Source organism: Ectopseudomonas alcaliphila (assembly GCF_900101755.1).
Taxonomy (GTDB): Bacteria; Pseudomonadota; Gammaproteobacteria; order Pseudomonadales; family Pseudomonadaceae; genus Aquipseudomonas; species Aquipseudomonas alcaliphila.
Window position 1 is genome coordinate 55,887 of record NZ_FNAE01000010.1, and the last position, 22,348, is coordinate 78,234.

Annotated in this window: 24 protein-coding genes; 8 read left to right on the forward strand and 16 right to left on the reverse strand. The window is 60.0% G+C overall.

The features are described 5' to 3' along the window. Positions 1-205 precede the first annotated feature (205 nt). From BLR77_RS25310 to BLR77_RS22345, 7 genes are all read right to left on the reverse strand, one after another. Positions 206-610, reverse strand: coding sequence for a hypothetical protein (locus BLR77_RS25310; protein WP_074682005.1), 405 nt, complete (start codon positions 608-610; stop codon positions 206-208). A 75-nt stretch (positions 611-685) separates the two neighbouring features. Then, positions 686-1,186 (reverse strand): metal-dependent hydrolase, encoded by a 501-nt coding sequence (locus tag BLR77_RS22330; protein ID WP_074682007.1) that lies wholly within the window; start codon positions 1,184-1,186, stop codon positions 686-688. Positions 1,187-1,272: 86 nt separating this feature from the next. Beyond that, complete coding sequence (locus BLR77_RS22335) at positions 1,273-1,560, reverse strand: hypothetical protein (protein ID WP_202907460.1); 288 nt, start codon at positions 1,558-1,560, stop codon at positions 1,273-1,275. A gap of 128 nt (positions 1,561-1,688) precedes the next feature. After that, complete coding sequence (locus tag BLR77_RS25315) at positions 1,689-2,186, reverse strand: hypothetical protein (protein ID WP_139203074.1); 498 nt, start codon at positions 2,184-2,186, stop codon at positions 1,689-1,691. Between the two features lie 3 nt (positions 2,187-2,189). Beyond that, positions 2,190-3,047: a hypothetical protein gene (locus BLR77_RS25320; protein WP_139203075.1), complete on the reverse strand. Its 858-nt coding sequence runs from the start codon at positions 3,045-3,047 to the stop codon at positions 2,190-2,192. Positions 3,048-3,142: 95 nt separating this feature from the next. Beyond that, positions 3,143-3,559, reverse strand: a complete 417-nt coding sequence (locus BLR77_RS22340) for a hypothetical protein (RefSeq protein ID WP_074682011.1) — start codon at positions 3,557-3,559, stop codon at positions 3,143-3,145. Positions 3,560-3,643: 84 nt separating this feature from the next. Continuing rightward, a complete protein-coding gene (locus BLR77_RS22345; protein WP_139203076.1) occupies positions 3,644-4,057 on the reverse strand; it encodes a hypothetical protein in 414 nt (137 codons plus the stop codon). Positions 4,058-4,270: 213 nt separating this feature from the next. Here BLR77_RS22345 and BLR77_RS22350 point away from each other — a divergent pair, with 213 nt between their 5' ends. After that, positions 4,271-5,233: an integron integrase gene (locus BLR77_RS22350; protein ID WP_074682015.1), complete on the forward strand. Its 963-nt coding sequence runs from the start codon at positions 4,271-4,273 to the stop codon at positions 5,231-5,233. Between the two features lie 75 nt (positions 5,234-5,308). On the opposite strand, the gene sbcD is transcribed toward BLR77_RS22350, so the two are convergent. Then, positions 5,309-6,523, reverse strand: a complete 1,215-nt coding sequence (gene sbcD, locus BLR77_RS22355; RefSeq protein WP_074682017.1) for an exonuclease subunit SbcD — start codon at positions 6,521-6,523, stop codon at positions 5,309-5,311. Between the two features lie 222 nt (positions 6,524-6,745). Between sbcD and BLR77_RS22360 the strand changes: the two genes are divergently transcribed. Beyond that, positions 6,746-7,546, forward strand: a complete 801-nt coding sequence (locus tag BLR77_RS22360) for an SAM-dependent methyltransferase (RefSeq protein ID WP_074682019.1) — start codon at positions 6,746-6,748, stop codon at positions 7,544-7,546. A gap of 3 nt (positions 7,547-7,549) precedes the next feature. Then, the gene (locus BLR77_RS22365; protein WP_074682021.1) at positions 7,550-8,899 is read left to right on the forward strand and encodes an APC family permease; all 1,350 of its coding nucleotides are present in this window, start codon (positions 7,550-7,552) and stop codon (positions 8,897-8,899) included. Between the two features lie 6 nt (positions 8,900-8,905). Here the strand turns inward: BLR77_RS22365 and BLR77_RS22370 are convergent, their stop codons facing one another. Further along, positions 8,906-9,325 carry an Lrp/AsnC family transcriptional regulator gene (locus BLR77_RS22370; protein ID WP_074682106.1) on the reverse strand — a complete coding sequence of 140 codons (420 nt, stop codon included), beginning with the start codon at positions 9,323-9,325 and terminating at the stop codon, positions 8,906-8,908. A gap of 123 nt (positions 9,326-9,448) precedes the next feature. On the opposite strand from BLR77_RS22370, the gene yjeH reads away from it, so the two are divergent. Beyond that, positions 9,449-10,702 carry an L-methionine/branched-chain amino acid transporter gene (yjeH, locus tag BLR77_RS22375; protein ID WP_074682023.1) on the forward strand — a complete coding sequence of 418 codons (1,254 nt, stop codon included), beginning with the start codon at positions 9,449-9,451 and terminating at the stop codon, positions 10,700-10,702. Positions 10,703-10,828: 126 nt separating this feature from the next. Continuing rightward, the gene (locus BLR77_RS22380; RefSeq protein WP_074682025.1) at positions 10,829-12,199 is read left to right on the forward strand and encodes a TAXI family TRAP transporter solute-binding subunit; all 1,371 of its coding nucleotides are present in this window, start codon (positions 10,829-10,831) and stop codon (positions 12,197-12,199) included. A gap of 969 nt (positions 12,200-13,168) precedes the next feature. Here BLR77_RS22380 and BLR77_RS22385 read toward each other — a convergent pair. Further along, positions 13,169-14,779, reverse strand: coding sequence for a M28 family metallopeptidase (locus BLR77_RS22385; protein ID WP_074682026.1), 1,611 nt, complete (start codon positions 14,777-14,779; stop codon positions 13,169-13,171). A gap of 338 nt (positions 14,780-15,117) precedes the next feature. On the opposite strand from BLR77_RS22385, the gene yejK reads away from it, so the two are divergent. Further along, positions 15,118-16,125 (forward strand): nucleoid-associated protein YejK, encoded by a 1,008-nt coding sequence (gene yejK / locus BLR77_RS22390; RefSeq protein WP_074682027.1) that lies wholly within the window; start codon positions 15,118-15,120, stop codon positions 16,123-16,125. A gap of 187 nt (positions 16,126-16,312) precedes the next feature. Next, positions 16,313-16,633 carry a glutaredoxin family protein gene (locus BLR77_RS22395; RefSeq protein WP_074682029.1) on the forward strand — a complete coding sequence of 107 codons (321 nt, stop codon included), beginning with the start codon at positions 16,313-16,315 and terminating at the stop codon, positions 16,631-16,633. Positions 16,634-16,651: 18 nt separating this feature from the next. Here the strand turns inward: BLR77_RS22395 and BLR77_RS22400 are convergent, their stop codons facing one another. The 4 genes from BLR77_RS22400 to BLR77_RS22415 form a co-directional block, all read right to left on the reverse strand. Further along, positions 16,652-17,587, reverse strand: coding sequence for a glutathione S-transferase family protein (locus tag BLR77_RS22400; RefSeq protein WP_074682031.1), 936 nt, complete (start codon positions 17,585-17,587; stop codon positions 16,652-16,654). A 63-nt stretch (positions 17,588-17,650) separates the two neighbouring features. Next, the gene (locus BLR77_RS22405; RefSeq protein ID WP_013716902.1) at positions 17,651-17,932 is read right to left on the reverse strand and encodes a GIY-YIG nuclease family protein; all 282 of its coding nucleotides are present in this window, start codon (positions 17,930-17,932) and stop codon (positions 17,651-17,653) included. Next, entirely contained in the window at positions 17,929-18,648 is a 720-nt protein-coding gene (pcsA, locus tag BLR77_RS22410; protein WP_074682033.1) for a phosphatidylcholine synthase, read from the reverse strand. The genes BLR77_RS22405 and pcsA overlap by 4 nt, the downstream gene beginning before the upstream one ends. A 99-nt stretch (positions 18,649-18,747) precedes the next feature. Next, the gene (locus BLR77_RS22415) at positions 18,748-19,221 is read right to left on the reverse strand and encodes a nuclear transport factor 2 family protein (protein WP_074682035.1); all 474 of its coding nucleotides are present in this window, start codon (positions 19,219-19,221) and stop codon (positions 18,748-18,750) included. Between the two features lie 163 nt (positions 19,222-19,384). Here BLR77_RS22415 and BLR77_RS22420 point away from each other — a divergent pair, with 163 nt between their 5' ends. Next, positions 19,385-20,326, forward strand: coding sequence for a GlxA family transcriptional regulator (locus tag BLR77_RS22420; protein WP_074682037.1), 942 nt, complete (start codon positions 19,385-19,387; stop codon positions 20,324-20,326). A gap of 57 nt (positions 20,327-20,383) precedes the next feature. Here the strand turns inward: BLR77_RS22420 and BLR77_RS22425 are convergent, their stop codons facing one another. Both BLR77_RS22425 and BLR77_RS22430 read right to left on the reverse strand, forming a co-directional pair. Further along, positions 20,384-21,145, reverse strand: a complete 762-nt coding sequence (locus BLR77_RS22425) for an amino acid ABC transporter ATP-binding protein (RefSeq protein WP_074682039.1) — start codon at positions 21,143-21,145, stop codon at positions 20,384-20,386. Between the two features lie 96 nt (positions 21,146-21,241). Continuing rightward, a complete protein-coding gene (locus BLR77_RS22430) occupies positions 21,242-22,339 on the reverse strand; it encodes an amino acid ABC transporter permease (RefSeq protein WP_074682041.1) in 1,098 nt (365 codons plus the stop codon). Positions 22,340-22,348 lie beyond the last annotated feature (9 nt).

Consider the following 22,348-nt stretch of genomic DNA (forward strand, 5'->3'; position numbering starts at 1 on the left):
AACAGGCGAGTCCTGCAGCGGAACAAGGCCGATAACAACGATGATCCCGGGGATCGATTGAACGCTTGGCCCCCGCTGCGCGAACTACAGAATGGCCAGGGCGGAAAGCCCAGAACAGGCCGGATATACGAATGCAACCGCGCTGACGATAAGTGCAAAAGAAAAGCTTTGCCCACTATTTGTGGGGAGAGTCCATATACAGTTGTTAGGCGCGACCACTGATTAGCCTCAACTCAAGCGCCCACTCAGAAATCATATGGTCAATGCCATGCTCATGTAGAAGCACCGATAGATGATCAATGTCTTGTTCTGTTTGCTTATGAACGAACTGCCCTTGATACATGTCGCAGAACTCGAAGCGACGAGGGATTATTAGATGTGCGATGGATGTGTAGGGGAATGGTTGCCCCCAGTTTCCTCCATCGTTAACACCGTGCTCCCCGTACTCACCTGTTTTGGGAAGGCCTCTTGCCCAATAAAGGGCGTCACTAGTTACTCGTTTGAATGTAGTCCAGGAGCACCAGTTCTTGGAGTGGTAAAGATAATAGTCTCCTTCACCGAGTACTTGATTGCACAGGTCGAAGAATTTGATCCAGTCCTTGGTGTTCATAGAGTGCCTAACGTTTGGTTAAGGGGCGGGCTTTAGCCCGTCCCAGTGAGCGAAGCGAACGGTTTGAACCATTTGTTAGGGTTTTGCCGATTTGGAGCGCCATAAATAATAAGCCCAAACAAATATTAGTATTTCAAGAGCAAACGACCAGTGCAGAATAAAATTTAGCCACCAAGGCTTATAAACAGCTTCTACAGTGAAAAGTGCGTAAGGTTTATCTATGAATGGAGCAAGCCACCATATATCGCCTACTATTGAATCTAACAGCATGTGAATAAATCCGCTGATTGAGAAAATTAGCACGAGTGCTGCGATTGATTTATTGTTGGCGAGTTTAAACCAGATGCTCGACGCTGCCAGGATAGTCAGCCAAACTACAGGGTAGTGCGGCCAGTATGTATGATGATGATTCTGCCTATTGTCGATTAAGTAAAAGTAGAACATATCAAAGTCTGGTGCGACTCCGCCAAGCACTCCGGCCAAGACAAAGAGTTTTGCGGAAATTCCAGTATCTGCGAACTGCTTAAACAGCAATTTCGCGGAAATATACCCAGCTGGGAGATGGCCAATGAACATAAAGACCCTAACATTTGGTTAAGGGGCGGGCTTTAGCCCGTCCCAGTGAGCGGAGCGAGCGATTTGAACCACTAGTTAGGGGCAACCTAGTTTGGTTCATAAATGACCTCAAAATCAGGGCCAAGCTCCGCTTGAAGCTCCGATAAAAAAGCGAGTGCTTCTGTCTCGAATTTTGCGTATTCGTCGGGACCCCAAGGGCCTGGATCGGGTGGATACTCCCAATTTAAGGCCGTGTCGTGCCATTGCGATAATGCGTTTAATCGTTCAAGCACTGTGTTGCTCAGAGATAATTTATCTTCTACAGGGCCGACATCAAACTTTCTTGATGCTGATTCATTGCCGCACCACAAAGAACCTCCGCCCCATTCGAACATCAGTCTTATTCGGTACGCGCGGGACATTGATGTTGCCTCTAACGTTTGGTTAAGGGGCGGGCTTTAGCCCGTCCCAGTGAGCGCAGCGACCGGTTTGAACCAATTGTTATAGGAATTCACCACGAGCTCTATTTTGTGCGGTAATGGTTGTAAATGTCTTTAGCCTTAGAGCAGCCATAAAAGGCCAAGTAGCAGAAAGCAAAAATAGTTATTGTTGGCCCCATCACATTTATCTCAGCCATATAAGTTATATAGATTGCGCTAAGAATGATCAGGGTCACGTAACTGGCGGATGTTTTGTTTTTTGCAGACAGAATTAATGGCGCTGCTGACAGAACAATTATGTGGATTGAAATTGCGGTGATGATTTCTAGGGCTAGTTCCGTTGGGATTGTGCCGGTTTGTGCCTGGGTGATTAGAATAATAGCTTGGTACGAATAATAATTTAAAACAGACGCAATAGCTGTGCTGATGAAAAGGATTGGTGCATATTTTTTAATTGCGTTGTACATAGAGGCAGAATGATCCCTATAACGCCGCCAACACGGGCCGCAATGGAGCTGCGAAGCAGCGGAATGCAGGTCCAGCCAGCTTTGCTGGCGATCGTGCTTGGCTTTGTTATGCATTTTTCATGCGCTAACTTCTTCGCTGCGGACCCAGCTATGCTTAATATAAACCTCATCTATGAGCTCTAGGCCAGTTTTCTCATTAAACAGGCTGCAGTACGGATTTCGAAATGAAATATAGAATCCATTTTCGTCTTCAGCTTCCCTAGTGAAGCAAGGATGTAGCGGGTTTACCAAATTTGCGCAGGCCTGACTAATTGGGCCTTTAAACGCTTCTTCAGTAAACTTCATAACTTCAATTAATTCATTTTTCTCTGGCGTGAGGTTTTCGAAAAAGTCAGCCATATTTGAATCTATCTCAGCTTTCCACTGGACTTTTACGTAATCTCGGATTGCGGGATGAATTTTATAGAGATCGGTATCACTATCAATATTTGTGGTGCGAATAATATATTTGTTGGTTTTGAGAGAGTCTACATACTCTAAATGCCACTCCATTCTTTGCTCCTTATCTATAAGGAGCCTAAGAGCATCCCTTTTCCAATAAGGGAAATGTTCAAATGCCTTTTTGAACCCCTCTAGAAATTCTTCATTTGCTTGATCTACTGATCGTTGTTGAGCTTTCTCAAATTCGTCTTTTTTCTGCTTCTCTTTCTTCTCCTTGACAGAAGTTTCAATTTTCTCCCATATTGAAGAAACTACAACGTAGATAGCCTGACCAATAAGAGATCCGATACCAAGCCCAATTAGCAATACTATAAGGCTATGATGTTCTTTTGGTGCGCCCAAAGAAGCTAGGGTGTTATCGAGATACTTCCATGAAAGCACAAGGAAAATACCCACTGATATGTATTTGACTGAAGCCTTTGGCGAGGTCAAAGCGGACAATAGCTTGATCACTGTGCCTGCAGTTTCACTCATATATTGATTCTCCGGTACTTAGTGCATAACGTTGCGCACACCGGCGCGAGCTTGCGAGCGTCCGGCAGCCGAAGGCTGCGTAGTGCTGCGCTTGGTTATGCATTTTTTAGTCTTGGCTGATTGTGTAAAAACAACACTAAATCTTTCACCGAATTGACTTTGTTCCAATAGGGATTATTTTCAGGGTTTGACGTATCTATTGCCAACCGATCAGCAACTGCCCAATACGCGTCATCGAGGTCATCTGGATCGAAGTTATAGGTACTCTCGAAAAGATCTTCGGCTTTAATAGGAAACATTTGGCCATCGTAGCTCCCAAGATTTAGCCCTATTTCATTCCAAACTTCCCGTATTATCTTTGTATCTATTTCTCTGTAATCGAATGAGCGTGCAAACTCACAAATGTTAGGCTGCCCTCTCTCGCGGGCAATGCCTTGCAGTCTTCGGTGGTCATATATTGAGTATATAACTCCAAAGACAAGGATCGTCCCGATGATGTAGAGAAACTCCATAAGTCACCCTAGTGCATAACGATTAAGCTGAGGGGCCGGCTTTAGCCGGTCCCAGTGAGCGAAGCGAACGATTTGAGCGCATTGTTAGCTGCCAACGCCGCAGTTTTGCGCATACTTTATAAGAGCCTTTATTGCACTTGCTTCGTTGAGTGAGTGGCTGCAGTAAAACTCCCTACCAACTAACTCAATTGACTTGTCCGACAATGTGATAATTATGTGCTCTTTGTCAGTGGCTGTGGTCATTCTGGAGTTTAATAAGCGATATATGCGGTAGGACTCCAGCTTTAACTCTTTTGGTGGTTTGCCCTGAATATTGAAGTAGGATGTTTCTTCAGCGCTCATGTGTATTGTTATAAATTCATGTGGAGCACCGACAGGGCTTGTGCGGAAGGTAAGCATGTAATCGATGATTGGCTCGCAGTCGTCCCAGTGCATGAAAGCGAAATCGTCACTTGATGGTGGCAGTATGTCTGTTATTGGTATATAGCTCTGATTCATCTTTGGCCGCTAACAGTGATTAGATGGAAGGCGGTACTAATCCGATAGTAGAGCCTTCCATCTAACTCCGCACTATCGTCATCGCCGCCCCGGAAAAATTCTTTTCAAATCATGGCATTACCAGCCAGCCCCTGATGTCTGGATGTATTCGCTTGACTTCCTCTTTTTGCGCTACCATTACTACTGTACAAAAACACAGCCAGGGAGTCGGCCATGGAAACCTCCAGCAAACCTCGCCTGCAAGAGCAATTCAGGGCGGTGATGCGCTTGCATCATTACAGCATCCGCACAGAAAAATCCTACTGGTACTGGATTCGCTATTTCATCCGTTTCCATCAACTGCGCCACCCGCTGGAACTCGGTGCTGCCGAGGTCAACACCTTTCTCACCTGGTTGGCAGTTGAACGTCAGGCGGCTGCCGCCACCCAGAATCTGGCGCTCAATGCACTGGTTTTCCTTTACGCCAAAGTGTTGCAACAACCCCTCGGGCAAGTTGGTGAAGTGGTGCGAGCAAAACGCTCGGCGCGTATTCCCTGCGTACTTACGCATGAGGAAGCCACGGCGCTCATTTCCAGGCTTGGCCAACCGCATCAGCTACTGGCTTCGCTGATGTACGGCGCCGGTTTGCGTGTAGTGGAGGCCGCACGTTTGCGTATCAAGGATGTGGATTTCGATAAGCAGGTCATCACCATTCACGACGGCAAAGGCGCCAAGGACCGAACAACACTCCTGCCGGCGCCCTTGATCGCGCCGCTGCTGGAGCGCAGAGAGCGAATGTTTCGCGCCTGGAAACAGCGGGACAGTTTTTATCACGCTCCCGTCAGCCTGCCATTTGCGTTACGTCGCAAATACCCCAAGGCCGGATGTTCATTCGAGTGGCAATGGTTGCTCCCTTCGACGGGACTTTGTACGGATGAGGACGGGCAGATCGTTCGTCATCACCTTCATGTCAGTGCAATTCAGAAAGCTGTCAGACATGCCGTCCGGCAATCCAATCTTCACAAGCCTGCCAGTTGCCACACTTTTCGCCACAGTTTCGCCACCGAGCTGCTGCGTCGGGGGAGCGACATTCGCACAGTGCAGACGCTACTGGGGCACGCCGATATACGTACGACGCAGATTTACACGCATGTGCTGGGCCAGGGGTTTGCCGGTGTAGTCAGCCCGCTGGGTTGAGCGCAGCAGGCGCTTGGCCGGATTGTCGCGACGGCCATTCCCCGGATTGCATCCGGGCTACGGAGGTCTGTGCTGCTAAGCCTTGGGCAGCGCCTCCAGCACCTGCCGATACAACCCCTGCAGACGCTGGGCATCCTCTTCTTCCAATGTCTCTTGCTGCAGGCGGCGCGCGAAGACGTCTTCCACTGACAGCTCGTCCAGCGTTTCCCGTGCTTCGCTGGCCAGGCTGGCGGCCGCATTGCCACGCTCACGGCGAATGCGCAGCACTTCCACCGGCAGCCCCTCACAGAGTGCGTTGATGCGGCTTTGCAGGTCGCTCAGGTAGTCGTCGGTGCTTACTTGCACTTCCAGCCATACGGGCCGCTCAGGTGTGCCCTGGTCTGCTACCTCGGCGATAGCATTGGCCAGTTCCTTGAGCGAGCCGCGCAGGCTGGCCATGGGCTGGAATATCGGCACGGGCAGTGGCGTGATCGACTGCAAGGTGGCGCCCTCGAACGTCAGCAGCAGCACTTCCTTCTGCTGGCGTGCTTCGTCGAAGGACAGGGCAATCGGCGAGCCGCTGTAGCGGATGTGTTCCAGGCCGCCGACCTTCTGCGGGCGGTGGATATGGCCAAGGGCGATGTAGTCCGCCGGCGGGAAGGCGCTGGTGGGGAAGGCCTCCAGGCTGCCGACGTAGATCTCGCGCACCGACTCACTGGCGCTGGCGCCAACCGTGGTGAGGTGGCCGGTGGCAATGATCGGTAGCGTCAGGCCCAGCTCGTCACGCTTGCTCGACGCCAGCTCGTACAGCGCCCGGTAATGCTCGGCGATGGCTTGCTGCAGTGACTGCTGCTTGTCCTGCGCGCTCTGCCCAGCCTGGCTGGCCAGCACGTCGCGCGGGCGAATGAAGGGAATGGCGCAGAGGATGGCGCCCGGCCGGCCGTTTCGTCCGTGCAGCACCAGTACCTGTTCGGCCAGGTCGACGCCCACGCTCGGCACCACCTGGGTGCCCAGTTGCGCCAACAGGCTGCGGCTTTCACCGAGCATGGCCGGTGAGTCGTGGTTGCCGCCAAGTACGACCAGGGCGCAGCCTGCGTCGCGCAGCTCCACTACCAGCCGGTAGTACTGCTCGCGGGCGTAACTGGGCGGTGCGCCGGTGTCGAACACGTCGCCGGCGATCAGCAGCACGTCCACGTCGTGCACACGCACCTGCTCCAGCAACCAGGCGCAAAAGGCCTGGTGTTCGGCCTGACGGGTCTTGCCCATGAAATGCTGGCCCAAATGCCAGTCGGAGGTGTGCAGGATGCGCATGCGAAAACGACCAAGGCGAAAAACCCGCCTACAGTGCCTGCGCGCCCACAGGCTGGCAATGCCGCAGTGACGGATCGGCCGATTACATCCGGTTACACAGCCGCAGGCGCTGCGGTTAGTGGCCTGAAGCGCGTTCTTGCCCGATCCTGCCGCACATCGGTACGAACCTCGCCCCCGCTCACCAGTCGGAAAAAAATCGCCACCCGTGAGGAGCTTTTCCCGATGAGCGCTCTATCCGTTCGTAGCTTCGCCTCCTTCACCCTGCCCGTCGGATTGCTGGCCGGTCTGCTGATTAGCCCGGTGCAGGCCCAACAACCACCACGACTCGACGTCCCCTATGTGCCCACGCCGGAGCCTGTGGTGGCGCATATGCTCCAGCTGGCCGAAATCGGCCCGGACGATTACCTCATCGACCTGGGCTCGGGCGATGGTCGCATCGCCATCTCCGCCGTGCAGGATCACGGTGCCAGAGCGGCCTACGGCATCGACCTGGACCCCGAGCGCGTCAGCGAGGCGCAGGAGAACGCCGAACGCGAGGGCGTGGCGGACAAGGTCACGTTCGAGCAGGGCGACCTGTTCCAGAAGGATATTTCCGAGGCCGACGTGCTGACCATGTACCTGCTCTCCACGGTCAACATGCGCCTGCGCCCGGTGATTCTCGACACCCTCAAGCCAGGTACTCGGGTGGTGTCGCACGCCTTCAACCTCGGCGACTGGGAGCCTGATCAGAGCGATGTGATCAATGGCAGTTCGGTGTTTCTGTGGATCGTGCCAGCCAAGGTCGCGGGGCAGTGGACTCTCGAGCTGGATGGCCAGAATTATCAGGTCGAACTCGACCAGCGCTTCCAGAAGGTGGTCGGCAAGGTCGATGGCCAGCCCGACATGCTCAGCGGCCAGCTGAAAGGCAGCGAGCTGCGCTTCACCCTCGATGACAGGCTGTATGTCGGCCAGCTCAATGGCGACCGTATCGAAGCAGTGCCAGCGGATGGTGCGCAGCAGGGCTGGGTCGCGCGCAGGAGCTGAGTCATGACCTCACTAGCGTCCTCCAGGCGCGCCGGGCTGTCGGTCGTCGATGCCGTCGCGATGCTGGTCGGCGTGGTGATCGGTGTTGGCATCTTCGGCCTGCCGCCGCTGGTGGCGCAGCATGCCAGCAGCGCCGAGCTTTATCTGGCCCTGTGGCTGGTCGGCGGGCTGGTGATGCTGATCGGCGCGCTGTGTTACGGCGAGCTGGGTGCGGCGCATCCGGACCAGGGCGGCGAATACCATTATCTGAGCCTGGCCTGGGGACCGCAGATCGGCCTGCTGTTCGCCTGGGCTCGCGGTACGGTGATCCAGACCGGCGCGATCGCCGTGGTCGCGTTTATATATGGCGACTACGCCCAGCGCCTGCTACCGCTCGGAGACTATGGCAGCGCCTGGCATGCCGCCCTGGTGGTGGTGGCGCTGACCCTGCTCAATGTGCTCGGCACGCGCGAATCACGACGTGCCCAGCTGTTCTTCACCAGCGTTACGGTGCTGGCGCTGCTGCTGGTGGTGCTGGCCGGCCTGGTGCTGGCCGAACCGCAGCCGAACACCGCCAGTGCCGCACCTGCCAGCGGCAACCTGGCGGCGATGCTGGGCATGGGCATGGTGTTCGTGCTGCTCACCTATGGCGGCTGGAACGAAGCGGCCTACCTGTCCGGCGAACTGCGCAACCCGGCGCGCAACATGAGTCGCGTGCTGCTGATCGGCACGGCGCTGGTGACGGCCATCTACCTGCTGGCGAACCTGGTATTTCTCAATATCTTCGGCCTCGACGGCCTGCGCCAGAGCGATGCCGTGGCGGCGGACCTGATGAACATAGTCGCCGGCCCCCGAGCCGAGGTCATGCTGGCCGCGTTCGTCTGCCTGACCGCCTTGAGTACCCTGAACGCCACGCTGTTCACCGGTGCGCGGGTCTACTACGCGCTGGGCCGCGACGTGCCGCAACTGGCATTCATCGGTCGCTGGAACGAACGCGGCGCGACCCCGGTACGCGCCCTGCTGCTGCAGTGCGCTCTTACCCTGCCACTGATCCTGTTCGGCGCCCTGACTGCGAACGGCGTGCAAACCATGGTGGCTTACACCGCGCCGGTGTTCTGGCTGTTCATGTTCCTCGTCGCGCTGGCGCTGATTCGCCTGCGCCGTCGGCAACCCTGGGTGCGGCGGCCATTCAGCGTACCGCTGTATCCGCTGACGCCGATCCTGTTCGCCCTCACCTGCCTGGGCCTGTTCTACTCCAGCACGCTGTACGCCGGCAGCGGCGCGTTGCTGGGTCTACTGGTGCTCGGCGCCGGTCTGCCACTGCTGATATTGCAACGCCCACAAGCCGTCGAGCAGGACGAACACGCCGAGTGAGCAACGCTACATCGCCCAGTCCTTGACCACCACATGGGTCTTGACCTTCTGCATGCCGGGGAACGCCTCGATGGCACCGCGCACCTCGCTCAGGCGCGTCATGCTCGGCGCTTCGATGAACACCAGCATGTCGGTTTCCCCACTGATGCCGCTGCAGTGACGCACCTCGGGCAGGGCGCGCATGCGCTCGACATAGTCCTCGCAGCGTCCGCCCTGATAGAAGAGTTCGAGAAAGGCCTTCACGCTTGCCTCGCCCGGTTCGGCCACCTGCGCGTGATAACCGCGAATCACGCCGCTGCTTTCCAGATATCGAATACGCTCGCTGACCGCCGAACGTGACAGGTTGACCTCACGGGCGATCTGGCTGACGGAGGTGCGCGCATCGCTGCGCAGCAGAGCGAGGATCTGGCGATCGAACTTGTCCACGGGGGCTTCTCGGGCGGCAATCGGATTGACGGTGAAAACCGCCATTTCGTCGGCAAAAGGCGACAGCCTGCAACTGGCCGGCGCCCTACCATGGCGGTATCTGAAAAATGATGAGCATACCCCATGAGTCGATTGAACAAGGAATTGGGCCTGCTGCAGGGCATCGCCCTGCTCAGCACCTCGCTGCTCGGCACCGGCATCTTCGTGGTGCCGGCGCTGGCTGCCACTGCGGCTGGCGAAGCGTCGCTGTGGGCGTGGATGATCCTCATAGCCCTGGTGCTGCCGGTGGCCTTCACCTTCGCCCAGTTGGGCAAGCGCTTCCCTCATGCCGGCGGCGCGCCGCACCTGATCGGCCGTGCCTTCGGTCTGCGCATGGAGGGGGTCAGCGCCCTGCTGTTTCTCGCCGTGCTGCCGGTCGGTTTGCCCGCAGCCCTGCATATCGCCAGCGGCTTCTGGCTGGCCTTGTTCGATCTCGATCGCGCCGGCCTGCTGCTCATCGAACTGGCCACACTGGGCGCCATCCTCCTGCTCGGCCAGCGCCCGCCGAAAGCATCAGGCATGCTGCAGGGGCTGATCGCCGTGGCCATCGTCGCCAGCGTGGCACTGATCTGGTGGGTCGGTGACCTGCCGCGCGCCAGCAAACCGCTGCTACCAGCTATGGACGGCCAGTGGCACCTGCTGCCAACAGCACTGGGCGTGATGTTCTGGTGCTTCGTAGGCATCGAGGCCTTCACCCACCTGGGCGAAGAGTTCAAATACCCCGAGCGCGACTTCCCACTGGCGCTGCTGCTCGGTGTGCTGCTGGCCGGCCTGGTGTACTGGGCCTGCTCGGTGGCGGTACTGAGCTTCGCCACCTACGGCGACGTGCGCAGCGACACCACCGCCCTGCCGCGCCTGTTCGAGCAACTGCTGGGTGAGCAAGCGCGCGTGCCGGTGGTCGTGCTCGGTTACCTGGCCTGTTTCGCCTCGATGAACGTTTACATCCAGGGCTTCGCCCGGCTGATCTGGAGCCTGGCCGACGAAGGACGTCTGCCGGCCAGGCTGGCCATGCGCAACCACCATGGTGTCCCCGGCAGCGCCCTGCTGCTGGTGGTGATCAGCTGCGCGCTGTGCGCCATGCTCTCGGCGACCTTGAACCTGTCGGTGGACGATCTGATCCGCTACGCCAACGGCAACTTCGTGTTGATCTACCTGCTGAGCATGGCCGCCGGCTGGGTGCTGCTGCGTGGTATCTGGCGCCTGCTGGCCGGGCTCAGTGGGCTGCTCTGTGCAGCGGTGCTGGCGATGCTCGGCAGCGATGCGCTGTATGCAGTGGCCTTGCTGGGTACATTGCTGCTGCTCAGCCATCTACGCGAAAGGCAGAAGATGCTGACGTAGGGTGCATCACGGCTCACCGATCCACCGCGCGCCTGACGGTGGATGAAAGAGCGTCATCCACCATCAGGATGACCTTGAGGCGCATGGGGTTCTATCCTTACCCTGAATTCGCTGAAAGGAAGCCCCATGCGCCGTGTACTCAATGACCTGAAAATCATGATCCTGGCCAACCTGTGGATAGTCCCGGTGGTGGCTGGCCTGGTCTGGGCACTGTTCCAGTTCGTCGCGCCGCCACCGCCGATGAGCGCCAGCATGGCCACCGGCGCCCAGGGGGGCGCCTATCAGCAGTTCGCCGAACGCCTGAAGGAAGAACTGGCCAAGGAAGGTTTCGAACTGAATCTGGTGCCGACCTCGGGCTCGCGCGACAACCTGCAACGTCTGCTGGCGAAAGACCCACAAGTGGAGATCGCCCTGGTGCAGAGCGGCCTGGAGCGCCAGCTGGCACCCGAGGAGCAGCGCAAGCTGGAGAGCCTGGGGGCGATCTATCAGGAACCGCTATGGCTGTTCTACCGGCGCGAAGTGAACCTGGATCGCATCGCTGATCTGTTGCCACTGCGCCTCGGTCTGGGCGGCGAAGGCAGCGGCACCCGTGCCGCCAGCGACGCCATTCTCGGCGCCAATGCCATCGAGCCCGAACAGTATCCCGATACCTGGCAGAGCATCGGCGGCGGCAAGGCGGCGCGCGCGCTGCTGGCCGGCGAACTGGACGCCGCCTTCTTCGTCGGCCCGGCAGAAAACTCACTGGTGCAGCAACTGGCGGCCAACCCCGACATCGCCGTGGCACACTTTCGTCGCGCCGCCGCCTACGAGGCGCGCCTGCCGTTCTTCAATCAGGTGAAGGTCGGCGAAGGCCTGCTGGATCTTGCCAACAACGCACCGGACCGCGACATCGTCACCCTGTCTCCGGTCGCCACGCTGGTGGTCAACGAGGACTTCAACCCCGGCCTGGTGCCGCTGTTTCTCGAGGCTAGCCGTGAAGTGATGCGAAGCGGTACCCTGCTCGATGCCGCCGGCACCTTTCCCAGCGCCGAGCCCCGCACCTTCGAGCTGCACAAGGATGCCGGGCATTACTACGACAAGGGCCTGCCGATCCTGCAACGCTACCTGCCGTTTCGTATCGCCTCGCTGGCCGACCGCTACATCATCCTGCTGATCCCCTTGATCGTGGTGATGATTCCGCTGTTCAAGGCTGTCGGACCGATCTACCAGTGGCGCATCCGTGCGCGCATCTACCGCTGGTACAAGTACCTGCGCGAGATCGACCGCAAGCTGCACGCAGGTTCCTTGCCCGGCGAACTGGACAGCGAGATCGAACGCCTGGAGCAGATGGAAGACGAGCTGGCCGCGGTGGAAGTGCCGCTGTCGTACTCCAACGAGTTGTACGAACTGCACATGCATGTGCGTTACGTCATCGAGCGGCTGCGCGTATTGCAGCGGCGCCGCGGCGATGACCCGGAACAGGCACCCTCGGTGGTGCCGAGCCCGGACCGCCGCTAGCCAGGGCAAGCGCTCATGACAAAGGTTCTTCGCGTTCTCGCGGGGAGGATACGCTTGACACCGGACTGGCAATTACGTGTGAGCTGTCGATGACTTGGCACTCTCCATTACCGAGTCCACTGAGCGTTTGGGTTGCGCCCCTTACGGGCGCCACACCTTGATTCGCTTTGCTCACCCTTCGGGCCAGCCTGCGGCTGTTACTGCGCTTCGCTACGTTTCTATGCTTGCCCAAGAAAGGTGTGCCAAAGAAGGGCACCCCGACATCCGGGTTTCGCTGCGCGAAACTTGATTCGCTTTGCTCACCCTACGGGCCAGCCTGCGGCTGTTACTCCGCTTCGCTGCGTTTCCTCGCTCCGGTGCTGCTCCGGGGGCCGGCTTACATGGGCCATCCCTGGCCCATTAAGCCTCTCGCCGCATCCATGCGGCTCGCTCCCCTACACAGCACCTCTACTCGGCCTCCTGACGGGACCGGGGCGCGAGCTTGCGAAATCTCCGGAAGATCAAAGTCGGTAGCGTTTGGTTTTTGCTCTTGAAGCGCGATCTCACAGACGACGCCCAAATCCCCTTCAGGAGGCCGAGTGGAATCGCCGTGGAATGGGTTGAGCGGCATGGATGCCGCGAGAGCCGTGATGGGCCAGGGATGGCCCCTCACGGCGTGCCCCTGGAACGGTGATGGAACGAGGGAACCCCGGCGCAGCCGGGGCCGTATGTAGGGGTGTGTTTCTTTGCTTACTTTCTTTGCACAAGCAAAGAAAGTGAGTCGCCCGTAAGGGGCGAAACCCATAAGACCAGGCGGCGTGCTAATGGAGAGTGCCAAGTCATCGACAGCTCACACGTAATTGCCAGTCCGGTGTCAACCCGCACTTTCTCCAAACTATGCGAAGAACCATGAAAAAGCCCGCGATGCATTCGCGGGCTTTTTCATGGGCGCGCCATGCGCACCGGCAGGGGTGCGCACAGCACACGAGGCTATTTGACCCAGTGCTTGCCCCAGTGGGTGATTTCGTAGGTTTGGGCGCTGCGCATCATCGTGCGCGAATCCCTGGACGCGGCGATCTCGTCATCGACGATCTTGGTCGACAGCGCCAGCCAACTGGCGACGAAGGCCATGGCATCGCCATTGACCTCCAGCGCGCGCAGATCGACGTTGTTCAGGTCATCGCAGGCTTCGTGGTAGCACGGATCGAAGGCCTCGCCCGCAGTACCACCATAACGGCTGGCCTGCTCTTCGGACTTGACCACCTCGGCCCCGGTGAACAGCCCGCCGAAGGCGATGCCATCGGTGAAGAACTGCGCATAGTCGGAACGGAAGCTGATCTCGTCACCCTCGAACGGCAGACCGCGCAGGCGGTAGTACTCGCCGAACAGACGCTCGATCGCGGCCGAACCGGGCGGGCCCTGCAGGCCGAAGTCCGAGCCGTCGCCGTCATAGACGAAGTAGGCGAAGTTCGGCGAGGCGATCATGTCGAAATTGAGGTACGCCTTGATCTTGGCCTTCTCCTCGTCGGGCAGCTGATTGACGTAGAAGGTCGAGCCCACCAGCCCCGACTCTTCGGCGCCCCACCAGGCAAAACGCAGCTTGTTCTTCGGCTTGGCCTTGGCCATCTGCACGGCCAGCTCCAGCAGCGCGGCGCTGCCCGAACCGTTGTCGTTGATACCGGCCCCCTCGAACACCGAATCCAGATGCGCGCCGAGCATCACCACGTTGCCCGCGTTGCCGCGCTTGCTCTCGGCCACCAGGTTGTGGGTCTGGGTCCGCTCACGCACCACGTCGGTGACCATGCGCACCTGCTGCTCGGCCGTCTGCGCCAGGCTCACGCCCACGTCATAGGTGGTGAACAGCACCGGAATGCCACCGGCATAGGCATCGCCCAGGGTCGCGTTGAGCAGGCCCTTGCGGTCCTCGCTGTCGCCCTGGTTGAAGATCACCACACCCACTGCGCCAGCAGCGGCAGCGTTCTCGGCCTTGATCTGGAAGTTGCAGGTCCCGCGCTGCAGCAGGGCAATGGAGCCAGCCGGGAAACCGGCGAAATCCTCGGCCTCGCAGCCGCTGCTGGACTGGTTGCCCTCGCCCAGGGCAACGTCCACCGCCGCCACCGGTGCGCTGACATCGCCGGCATCGGTCTGCGACAGGTAGGTGAAGTCCACCTCCCACTCGAACTGCGCCGGGGTCGGCGCCAGGCTCTGCAGCACGCCGGGTCCCTGTGGGTAGAACGCGCTGAACGGGAATGCCTGACGGGTGACCTTGTAGCCGGCACTTTCCAGCGTCGCCTGCACATAGTCGAGCGAGCGCTCGTAACCGGACAGGCCGGCGGCGCGGTTGCCACCGTTGGCCAGGGCGATGTCATTGAACATCTGCAGGTGGGTCATGCTGTTGGCCGCCTGCATGCAGCGAGGCAGCAACAGCGGCGTAGCACTCAGCACAGCGGAGCGGCACTCCGCCGGCCCGAGCCGGGTGGGGCTCCAGAACTGATCGAACAGTTCGGTGACGTCGAGCCCCTTGGCCGCAGTGGCCTGCCCGGAAATGGCCGCCAGCAAGGCGGCGCCCAGTAGACGGCGATTATTGGTCTTGTTGCGCATGTAATCCTCCAATCCATATCTGGAGATCGAGAAAGGCGGCAACGCTTGTGGCGTCACCGCAGTGCGTCCCTTTACTACGTCGTGTGGACGTGAAAAACGCTAGACCGAGTTACGCCATCGCGCGAATCGAGAATCGTGCTTTTTTGTAGAAAATAGAGCTCTATCACTGCAGATACCGGCAATTAGCCAGCAAAGACTTATCCTGCCGCTGCGCCCGTCGGCATCTCATGACGATGTCAGGTAGACTTTGCCCATGCCGCTGCGCCGCTGGCCTGAGCACTCACTCGCCCGGCTGCGCGGCCAACCCCCATCGCGAACCCGCCAAAGACCGAAGCCCCATGCCGATCCGCCACTGCATCGTCCACCTGATCGACAAGAAACCCGACGGCAGCCCCGCCGTGCTGCACGCCCGCGACAGCGAGCTGGCCACGTCGCAAGCCATGGAGAACCTGTTGGCCGACCTCAACGAGAGCTACAACGCCAAGCAGGGCAAGGCCTGGGGTCTGTTCCACGAAGAGTCCGGCGCCTACCCGTTCAGCGGTTGGCTCAAGGCTTATCTCGACGGCGAGCAGGATTTCACTGCCTTCAGCCGCCAGGCCGTCGAACACCTGCAAAAGCTGATGGAAGAGTCCAACCTCTCCACTGGTGGCCACGTGTTGCTGGCCCATTACCAGCAAGGCATGACCGACTACCTGGCCATTGCCCTGCTGCACCACAGCGAAGGCGTGGCGGTGACCGACGCGCTGGACGTGACCCCAGCCAAGCACCTCGATCTGAGCCAGCTGCATCTGGCCGCGCGCATCAACATCAGCGAGTGGCAGAACAACAAGCAGTCCAAGCAGTACATCTCCTTCATCAAGGGCAAGAACGGCAAGAAGGTCTCGGACTACTTCCGCGACTTCATCGGCTGCCAGGAAGGCGTCGACGGCCCGGGCGAGACCCGCACCCTGCTCAAGGCTTTCAGCGATTACGTGGAAAGCGAGGATCTGCCCGAAGAGCAGGCCCGTGAGAAGACCAAGACCCTGGTCGGCTACGCCACCGGCCAGGCCAAGATGGGCGAGCCGATCACCCTGGAAGAACTGTCCGGCCTGATCGACGAAGAGCGGCCCAAGGCCTTCTATGAGCACATCCGCAACAAGGACTACGGCATGGCCCCGGAATTTCCGGCGGACAAACGTACCCTGAGCCAGTTCCAGCGCTTCACCGGGCGTGCCGAGGGCCTGTCGATCAGCTTCGAGGCGCACCTGCTGGGCTCGAAGGTCGAGTATGACGAGGGTCGCGACATGCTGATCATTCGTCAGCTGCCGACCCAGTTGAAGGATCAGCTCAAGCGCCGTCAGGATTGATACATTTGTAGGGTGGGCCGGGCGGCGATCCGCTTTAGCCCACCGAAATAGAACAGATGGGCCAAGATCGTTCTGGTGGGCTGAAGCCCACCCTACGCCCACCCTACGAGCCACGGGCTGATATGGCGGTATGACCTGGCGCGGTTTACCCTGAGATGACCGCGCCATCACACAAGGACGCGAAAAGATGAAAACGATTCTGCTGATTCTCGCCGCCCTGGCCCTGTGGCAGAACTGGGACAAGATCGAGCGCTGGATCGACCCACCCCAGGCGGGCAACGCCAGCGGCGAGGTGGTGCTCTACGCCACTCAATGGTGTGGTTACTGCGCCAAGGCTCGCGAGCTGTTCGCCGAGGACGGTATCGCCTATCGCGAAGTCGATATAGAAAAGGACAGCGCCGGCCGCGCCCAGTACCAGGCACTCGGCGGCCGCGGCGTGCCGGTGATCGACCTGCGCGGGCAGGTCATTCACGGCTACGACGTACGCGCCATCCGCGCCGCCTACTGACAGGCGGCGCAGCAGGCCTCAACGCGCCTCGATACGGAAACCCAGCCGCGGGAAGTGCACGTGCACGACACCAGCGCGCTCATCCTCACGACGCAGAATCAGTTCGTCACGCCCGGCGTGGAGCAGCTCGCCCTGCACCGGGTCGACGCCATAGTCCACTGCAGCAATGCTCACCTGCTGGCCAGCCTGGAAGCCATTGGGGTCGACGAAAGCCTCGTCCGGCAGCGCTGCCGGGCTCGCCTCACGCGCCACGGCGATCGCCTGCTCGCCGCTCATCTCGCTCAACGAGCCATGGCCGAAGCCGAGCACACGACCGAGCCAGGCAGCGACCTCAGGGTAATCGTCGACCAGCGGCGAGGTAACCGGCGTGCCACGCAGGAACCACAGGCAATGGGCCACGGAAAAATCGGCGAGCGACGGTTCACCGAAGAGGAAATCGCCCTGCTCGCGCTGCAGCTGGCGTTGCAATGCGCCCATCAGTGCCGGCCATTGATGCTTGGCCTGCTCCAGCGGCAGACGGCTCGCCGTCCCCCCGGAAAACAGCGCACCACGGTCGGCGGCGAAGGCCTTGGCGAACTCCGGCGGCGCCTTGGCGAAGCGCAGCGCCATGGACTCGGGCTGGAACACCAGGGCCACGGCATGCTGGAACAGCACCGAGTCTGCCCACTGCGCCAGCAGGCTGACATTGAACTCCTGGCCTTCGGGCAGCAGCGCCGGGGTTGCCTTCTCGGCTTCCAGGCGACGAGCGATCAGCGCGGTATCGCAGTAGATGTCGGCGCCAACCTGCAGCACCGGGGTCTTGCGGTAGCCGCCGGTCAACGCGGTGAGATCGGGCTTTGGCATCAGTGGCGGGATCATCACCGAACGCCAGGACAGTTGCTTGAAGCCCAGCATCAGGCGGGCCTTCTCGGCGAACGGCGAGGTCGGATAGTGATGAAGGATCAACTCATGCATGGCGCGCTCCGCGTCGGATCGAAAGCCCTCAGCTTACCCGCGCAGCCGGGGCACGCAACCGCCTCAGGCTGATGAACCGCCATCAACGGCCAGAATGAGCGCCTCTTTGGCGCTTTTGCTCAGGCGCTTGATCGCGCGTTCACGACGCAGCGCATCGCCCTTGCCGGCGCAGGCTTCGACGTAGGCCAGCGCCAGCGCGGGGCTGGTATGGAAGAAACGGGCGCCCTTGCCACTCTGGTGCTGGGCGAAACGTCGCTGCGGATCGTCGCTGATACCGCAATACAACGCGCCATTGGCAGCGCGCACCAGGTAGACGAACCAGGCTTTTTCGACGGCTGCATTCATCCGCGAGCGGGAAACCACTCACGCGCCGAACGCCACAGGCACATGCCGACGAAGTAGGCCGAAGCCAACCACCACAGTGCCAGCAGCCAGAACTGATTGACCGGGTACTGCAGAATCAGCAGCGCGCTTGAGAGCATCCAGACGAAGGTCACCAGAATGTTCAGCGGCATGAACTGGCGCACGCGAAACGGGTGCAGGAATTTCATCTTGGTCAGGGTCAGGCCGGCCAGCAGCACGATCATGCCCAGCGTGATCCAGGGATGGACATCGAGGATGTAGAAATACAGCACGACCACGTTCCACGCCGCCGGGAAGCCGACGAAGTAGTTGTCCTTGCTCTTCATGTTCAGGTTGCAGAAGCAGAACAGCGAAGACAGCAGAATCAGGCCCACGGCAAACAGCGGCGTGTAATCCGGCAGCGGGATGAAGCGGTAGAGAAAGATCGCGGGAATGAATACGTAGGTGAGGTAGTCGATCACCAGGTCGAGGGTCGAGCCATCGAAATGCGGCAACACGCCCTTGACGTCGTAACGTCGCGCCAGCGAGCCGTCCAGACCATCGACCAGCAACGCCAGGCCGAGCCACAACAGGCATTGCTTGGGTTGACCGTCGAGTACGGCCAGCAATGCCAGCAGGGCGAGGATCACGCCGCTGGCGGTAACAGCATGGACCCCCCAGGCTTTGGCCTGTTTTACGGCAACGATCAATTCGGTCACGGCAGGTCTCGATTGGCAGTGGAGGTGCGGCACCCGGTGTGCGCACTCTTTATTGAAGGATAAGACCGGCTAGCCTACCACTGCGTTCCTTCGCCCGCCTCAGCGCGTGCCGCGAAACTGGGCCAGACCGCGTGCCGCCTGTCGACGAATGGCAGCCTGAACCGGTGGCGCCCAGCCCAGCAGAAGCCCTTTGCCACCTAGTGCCTGACGCGTCCAGCGCCATAGATCGAAGTGATCGCGATGCTCGACGATCAGCCCGTCGCGAAACACGAAGCGCGCCTGGATATTGTTGACCACCTGACGACCGGTGGCGCTGAAACGGTAGCTGGCTACCCAGCGTGCGCTGCCGGCATGATCGTCGGCGTGCACCGAGTCGAACGTCAGCGAAAAGTCTTCGGCGCGGCTGCACAGCATACGCCACATATCGCCCGCCTCCGTGCCGCGCAGATCGACGAAGACCGGGTCAGAGAAGCGCACGTCCTCGGCATAACAGCCGGCCATGGTATCGGCATCGAGCTGCTGGAAGGCGCTGTAAAAACGCTGGATCAACTCGGCGTTGGCATGACTGCTCATGGGGCGCTCCTGGGGGCTTGTTGGTGATGGCGGCGGTGCGCGCGGCGCATCCTACGACTTGTGGGTGAATGCAGCCTAGTTTGTGCCTCGTCCGCCATCGTGGCGATTGGCGCCAAAGACATCTTTGTGTCAATAATCGCCAAACTCATGACAGGCCACCGCCATGCTGCGTATTGCACTTTATGTCTGCCCGCAAACCGTCTGCTCCAGCCTGAGCATGGCACAGGACGCCTTCAGCCTGGCCAATCGCCTGGCGGGCGCGCCCCGCTTTCAGCTGCAGCGCTTCAGCCTCGATGGCCAGCCAGTACAGTTGGAGTTCGCGCAGATTCTGGTCGATGGCGGCCTTGAGTTGGCCGAGCAGGCCGATCTGCTGATCGTGCCGGCCACCGGAAGCGCCATCAGCAGCACCCTGGAGAGCAACGCCAAACTGCTGCCCTGGCTTGCCCTGCGCGACCAGCAACAGGTGGCAAGCCTGTGCAGCAGCGCCTTCCTGCTGGCGGCTGCCGGCCTGCTAGATGGTCGCCAGGCGACCACCCACTGGGCCCTGGCTGACGCCTTCGCCCGGCGCTTTCCCCAGGTGAAGCTGCGCAGCGACCTGCTGCTGACCGAAGATGGCCCACTGTTCTGCTCCGGCGGTGCCCAGGCCGGGCTCGATCTGTGCCTGCACCTGATTGCCCTGCATGCCGGCGAATGGCTGGCGCAGCAGGTCGCCAGCGCCATGGTGATCGAGCGCCAGCGCGGTACGCAGAGCCGATTCGCACCGTTGCTGCCCGACAGCGAGGACAAATCCCTTGCCCCGCTGCTGACCTGGCTGCGCGAGCATCACGCCGAGGCGATCGACCTGAATCGCCTTGCCCAGCAGGCACACTGTTCTGCGCGCACCTTGCTGCGACGCTTCCGCCAGGCCACCGGGCTGACGCCTGGAGACTACCTGCAGCGCCTGCGCATCAGCCTGGCACAACAGGCGCTGGCCGAGTCGGCGCAGTCGCTGGAACAAATCGCCAGCCAGGTCGGCTTTGCCGACCGCGCGACCTTCGCCAAGCGCTTCAAGCAGCTGTGCGGGGAAACACCAGGGGCCTTTCGCAAGCGCATGCGGCGCAGTTGAGGCCCAGCAACGAAAAAGGGAGCCCGAAGGCTCCCTGATCGATGGCGCGATCCCGGCTCAGTGCAGGATCTGGCTGAGGAACAGCTTGGTGCGCTCGTTCTGCGGGTTGGTGAAGAAGGCGTTCGGCTCGGCCTCCTCCACGATCTCGCCCTTGTCCATGAAGATCACGCGGTTGGCCACGGTACGGGCAAAACCCATCTCGTGGGTCACGCAGAGCATGGTCATGCCGTCTTCGGCCAGGCCGATCATGGTGTCGAGCACCTCTTTCACCATTTCCGGGTCGAGTGCCGAGGTCGGCTCGTCGAACAGCATGATCTTCGGCTTCATGCACAGCGCGCGGGCAATCGCCACACGCTGCTGCTGACCACCGGAGAGCTGGCCCGGATACTTGTGTGCCTGCTCAGGAATACGCACGCGCTCGAGGAAATGCATGGCAACTTCCTCGGCCTGACGCTTGGGCATCTTGCGCACCCACATCGGCGCCAGGGTGCAGTTCTGCAGCACGGTCAGGTGCGGGAACAGGTTGAAGTGCTGAAACACCATACCCACTTCGCGGCGAATCGCCTCGATGTGCTTGAGGTCGCTGGTCAACTCGGTGCCATCGACGACGATGCGCCCCTGCTGATGTTCCTCCAGACGGTTGATGCAGCGAATGGTGGTGGACTTGCCCGAACCGGACGGGCCACACAGGACGATACGCTCGCCCGGCTGCACGCTGAGGTTGATGTCCTTGAGCACGTGGAACTGGCCGTACCACTTGTTCACGCCCTGCAGCAGGATCATCGGCTCGGCGCTAGGTTGCTTGATTGCTTCACTCATAATTCACTCCTCTCGAGGGGCTGATTCAGGATTTCGAGCCAGGGCCAGGCGCTTGCAACAGCGCCTGGCCGACACGCAGCAAATACTGATCAGCTCCTAACGCTTGTGGCCGGTGTCCAGCTTGCGCTCCAGATGCATGGAGTAGCGGGACATACCAAAACAGAAAATCCAGAAAACCAGAGCGGCGAATACATAGCCCTCGGTGGCCATGCCCAGCCAGGCCGGGTCGGTGGTCGCCTGCTTGATGCTGTTGAGCAGGTCGAACAGACCGATGATGATCACCAGACTGGTGTCCTTGAACAGCGAAATGAAGGTGTTGACGATGCCGGGGATGACCAGTTTGAGTGCCTGCGGCAGGATCACCAGGCCCATCACCCGCCAGTAGCCCAGGCCCATGGCCGCAGCGGCTTCGTACTGCCCCTTGGGAATGGCCTGCAGACCACCACGCACCACTTCGGCGACATAGGCGGACTGGAACAGGATCACCCCGATCAGCGCACGCATCAGCTTGTCGAAGTGCATGCCCTCGGGCATGAACAACGGCAGCATCACCGAGGACATGAACAGCACAGTGATCAGCGGCACACCGCGCCAGAACTCGATGAAGGTAACGCTGATGACCTTGATCGCCGGCATGTTCGAACGCCGTCCCAGCGCCAACAGGATACCCAGCGGCAGAGCACCGGTGATGCCAACGGCGGCGATCACCAGGGTCAGCATCAGACCACCCCACTGGCTGGTGGAAACCACGCTCAGGCCAAACACACCGCCGTGCAGCAGACACCAGGCGATCACCGGATAGATCGCCAGGAAGGCCAGGCCGTAGATCGCCTTGCGCGGCATTTGCGGAACGAACAGCGGCGCTGCACCGATGATGGCCAGCCACAGGGTAGCGTCCACCCGCCAGCGCAGTTCACTGGGATAGAAACCGTACATGAACTGGCCAAAACGCTGCTGGATGAACACCCAGCAGGCGCCTTCCTTGGTGCAGTCGGCGCGAGTGCTGCCGACCCAGTTGGCATCGATGAAGGCCCACTGCAGCAGTGGCGGCACGATCAGCCAGATCAGGTAGGCGGCGAACAGGGTCAGCAGAGTGTTGAACCAGCCGGAAAACAGGTTGGCCTTGAGCCAGCCCACCACGCCGACGCTCAGGCGCGGCGGCGGCAGGTCGGGTTTGAAGGTATGAGTTTGCATGGCTGCTCC

Coding starts and splice junctions, on each gene's coding strand:
- BLR77_RS25310 (WP_074682005.1), bottom strand. CDS start 610: ATGAACACCAAGGACTGGATCAAATTCTTCGACCTGTGCAATCAAGTA.
- BLR77_RS22330 (WP_074682007.1), bottom strand. CDS start 1,186: ATGTTCATTGGCCATCTCCCAGCTGGGTATATTTCCGCGAAATTGCTG.
- BLR77_RS22335 (WP_202907460.1), bottom strand. CDS start 1,560: ATGTTCGAATGGGGCGGAGGTTCTTTGTGGTGCGGCAATGAATCAGCA.
- BLR77_RS25315 (WP_139203074.1), bottom strand. CDS start 2,186: ATGCATAACAAAGCCAAGCACGATCGCCAGCAAAGCTGGCTGGACCTG.
- BLR77_RS25320 (WP_139203075.1), bottom strand. CDS start 3,047: ATGAGTGAAACTGCAGGCACAGTGATCAAGCTATTGTCCGCTTTGACC.
- BLR77_RS22340 (WP_074682011.1), bottom strand. CDS start 3,559: ATGGAGTTTCTCTACATCATCGGGACGATCCTTGTCTTTGGAGTTATA.
- BLR77_RS22345 (WP_139203076.1), bottom strand. CDS start 4,057: ATGAATCAGAGCTATATACCAATAACAGACATACTGCCACCATCAAGT.
- BLR77_RS22350 (WP_074682015.1), top strand. CDS start 4,271: ATGGAAACCTCCAGCAAACCTCGCCTGCAAGAGCAATTCAGGGCGGTG.
- sbcD (WP_074682017.1), bottom strand. CDS start 6,523: ATGCGCATCCTGCACACCTCCGACTGGCATTTGGGCCAGCATTTCATG.
- BLR77_RS22360 (WP_074682019.1), top strand. CDS start 6,746: ATGAGCGCTCTATCCGTTCGTAGCTTCGCCTCCTTCACCCTGCCCGTC.
- BLR77_RS22365 (WP_074682021.1), top strand. CDS start 7,550: ATGACCTCACTAGCGTCCTCCAGGCGCGCCGGGCTGTCGGTCGTCGAT.
- yjeH (WP_074682023.1), top strand. CDS start 9,449: ATGAGTCGATTGAACAAGGAATTGGGCCTGCTGCAGGGCATCGCCCTG.
- BLR77_RS22380 (WP_074682025.1), top strand. CDS start 10,829: ATGCGCCGTGTACTCAATGACCTGAAAATCATGATCCTGGCCAACCTG.
- BLR77_RS22385 (WP_074682026.1), bottom strand. CDS start 14,779: ATGCGCAACAAGACCAATAATCGCCGTCTACTGGGCGCCGCCTTGCTG.
- yejK (WP_074682027.1), top strand. CDS start 15,118: ATGCCGATCCGCCACTGCATCGTCCACCTGATCGACAAGAAACCCGAC.
- BLR77_RS22395 (WP_074682029.1), top strand. CDS start 16,313: ATGAAAACGATTCTGCTGATTCTCGCCGCCCTGGCCCTGTGGCAGAAC.
- BLR77_RS22400 (WP_074682031.1), bottom strand. CDS start 17,587: ATGCATGAGTTGATCCTTCATCACTATCCGACCTCGCCGTTCGCCGAG.
- BLR77_RS22405 (WP_013716902.1), bottom strand. CDS start 17,932: ATGAATGCAGCCGTCGAAAAAGCCTGGTTCGTCTACCTGGTGCGCGCT.
- BLR77_RS22415 (WP_074682035.1), bottom strand. CDS start 19,221: ATGAGCAGTCATGCCAACGCCGAGTTGATCCAGCGTTTTTACAGCGCC.
- BLR77_RS22420 (WP_074682037.1), top strand. CDS start 19,385: ATGCTGCGTATTGCACTTTATGTCTGCCCGCAAACCGTCTGCTCCAGC.
- BLR77_RS22425 (WP_074682039.1), bottom strand. CDS start 21,145: ATGAGTGAAGCAATCAAGCAACCTAGCGCCGAGCCGATGATCCTGCTG.
- BLR77_RS22430 (WP_074682041.1), bottom strand. CDS start 22,339: ATGCAAACTCATACCTTCAAACCCGACCTGCCGCCGCCGCGCCTGAGC.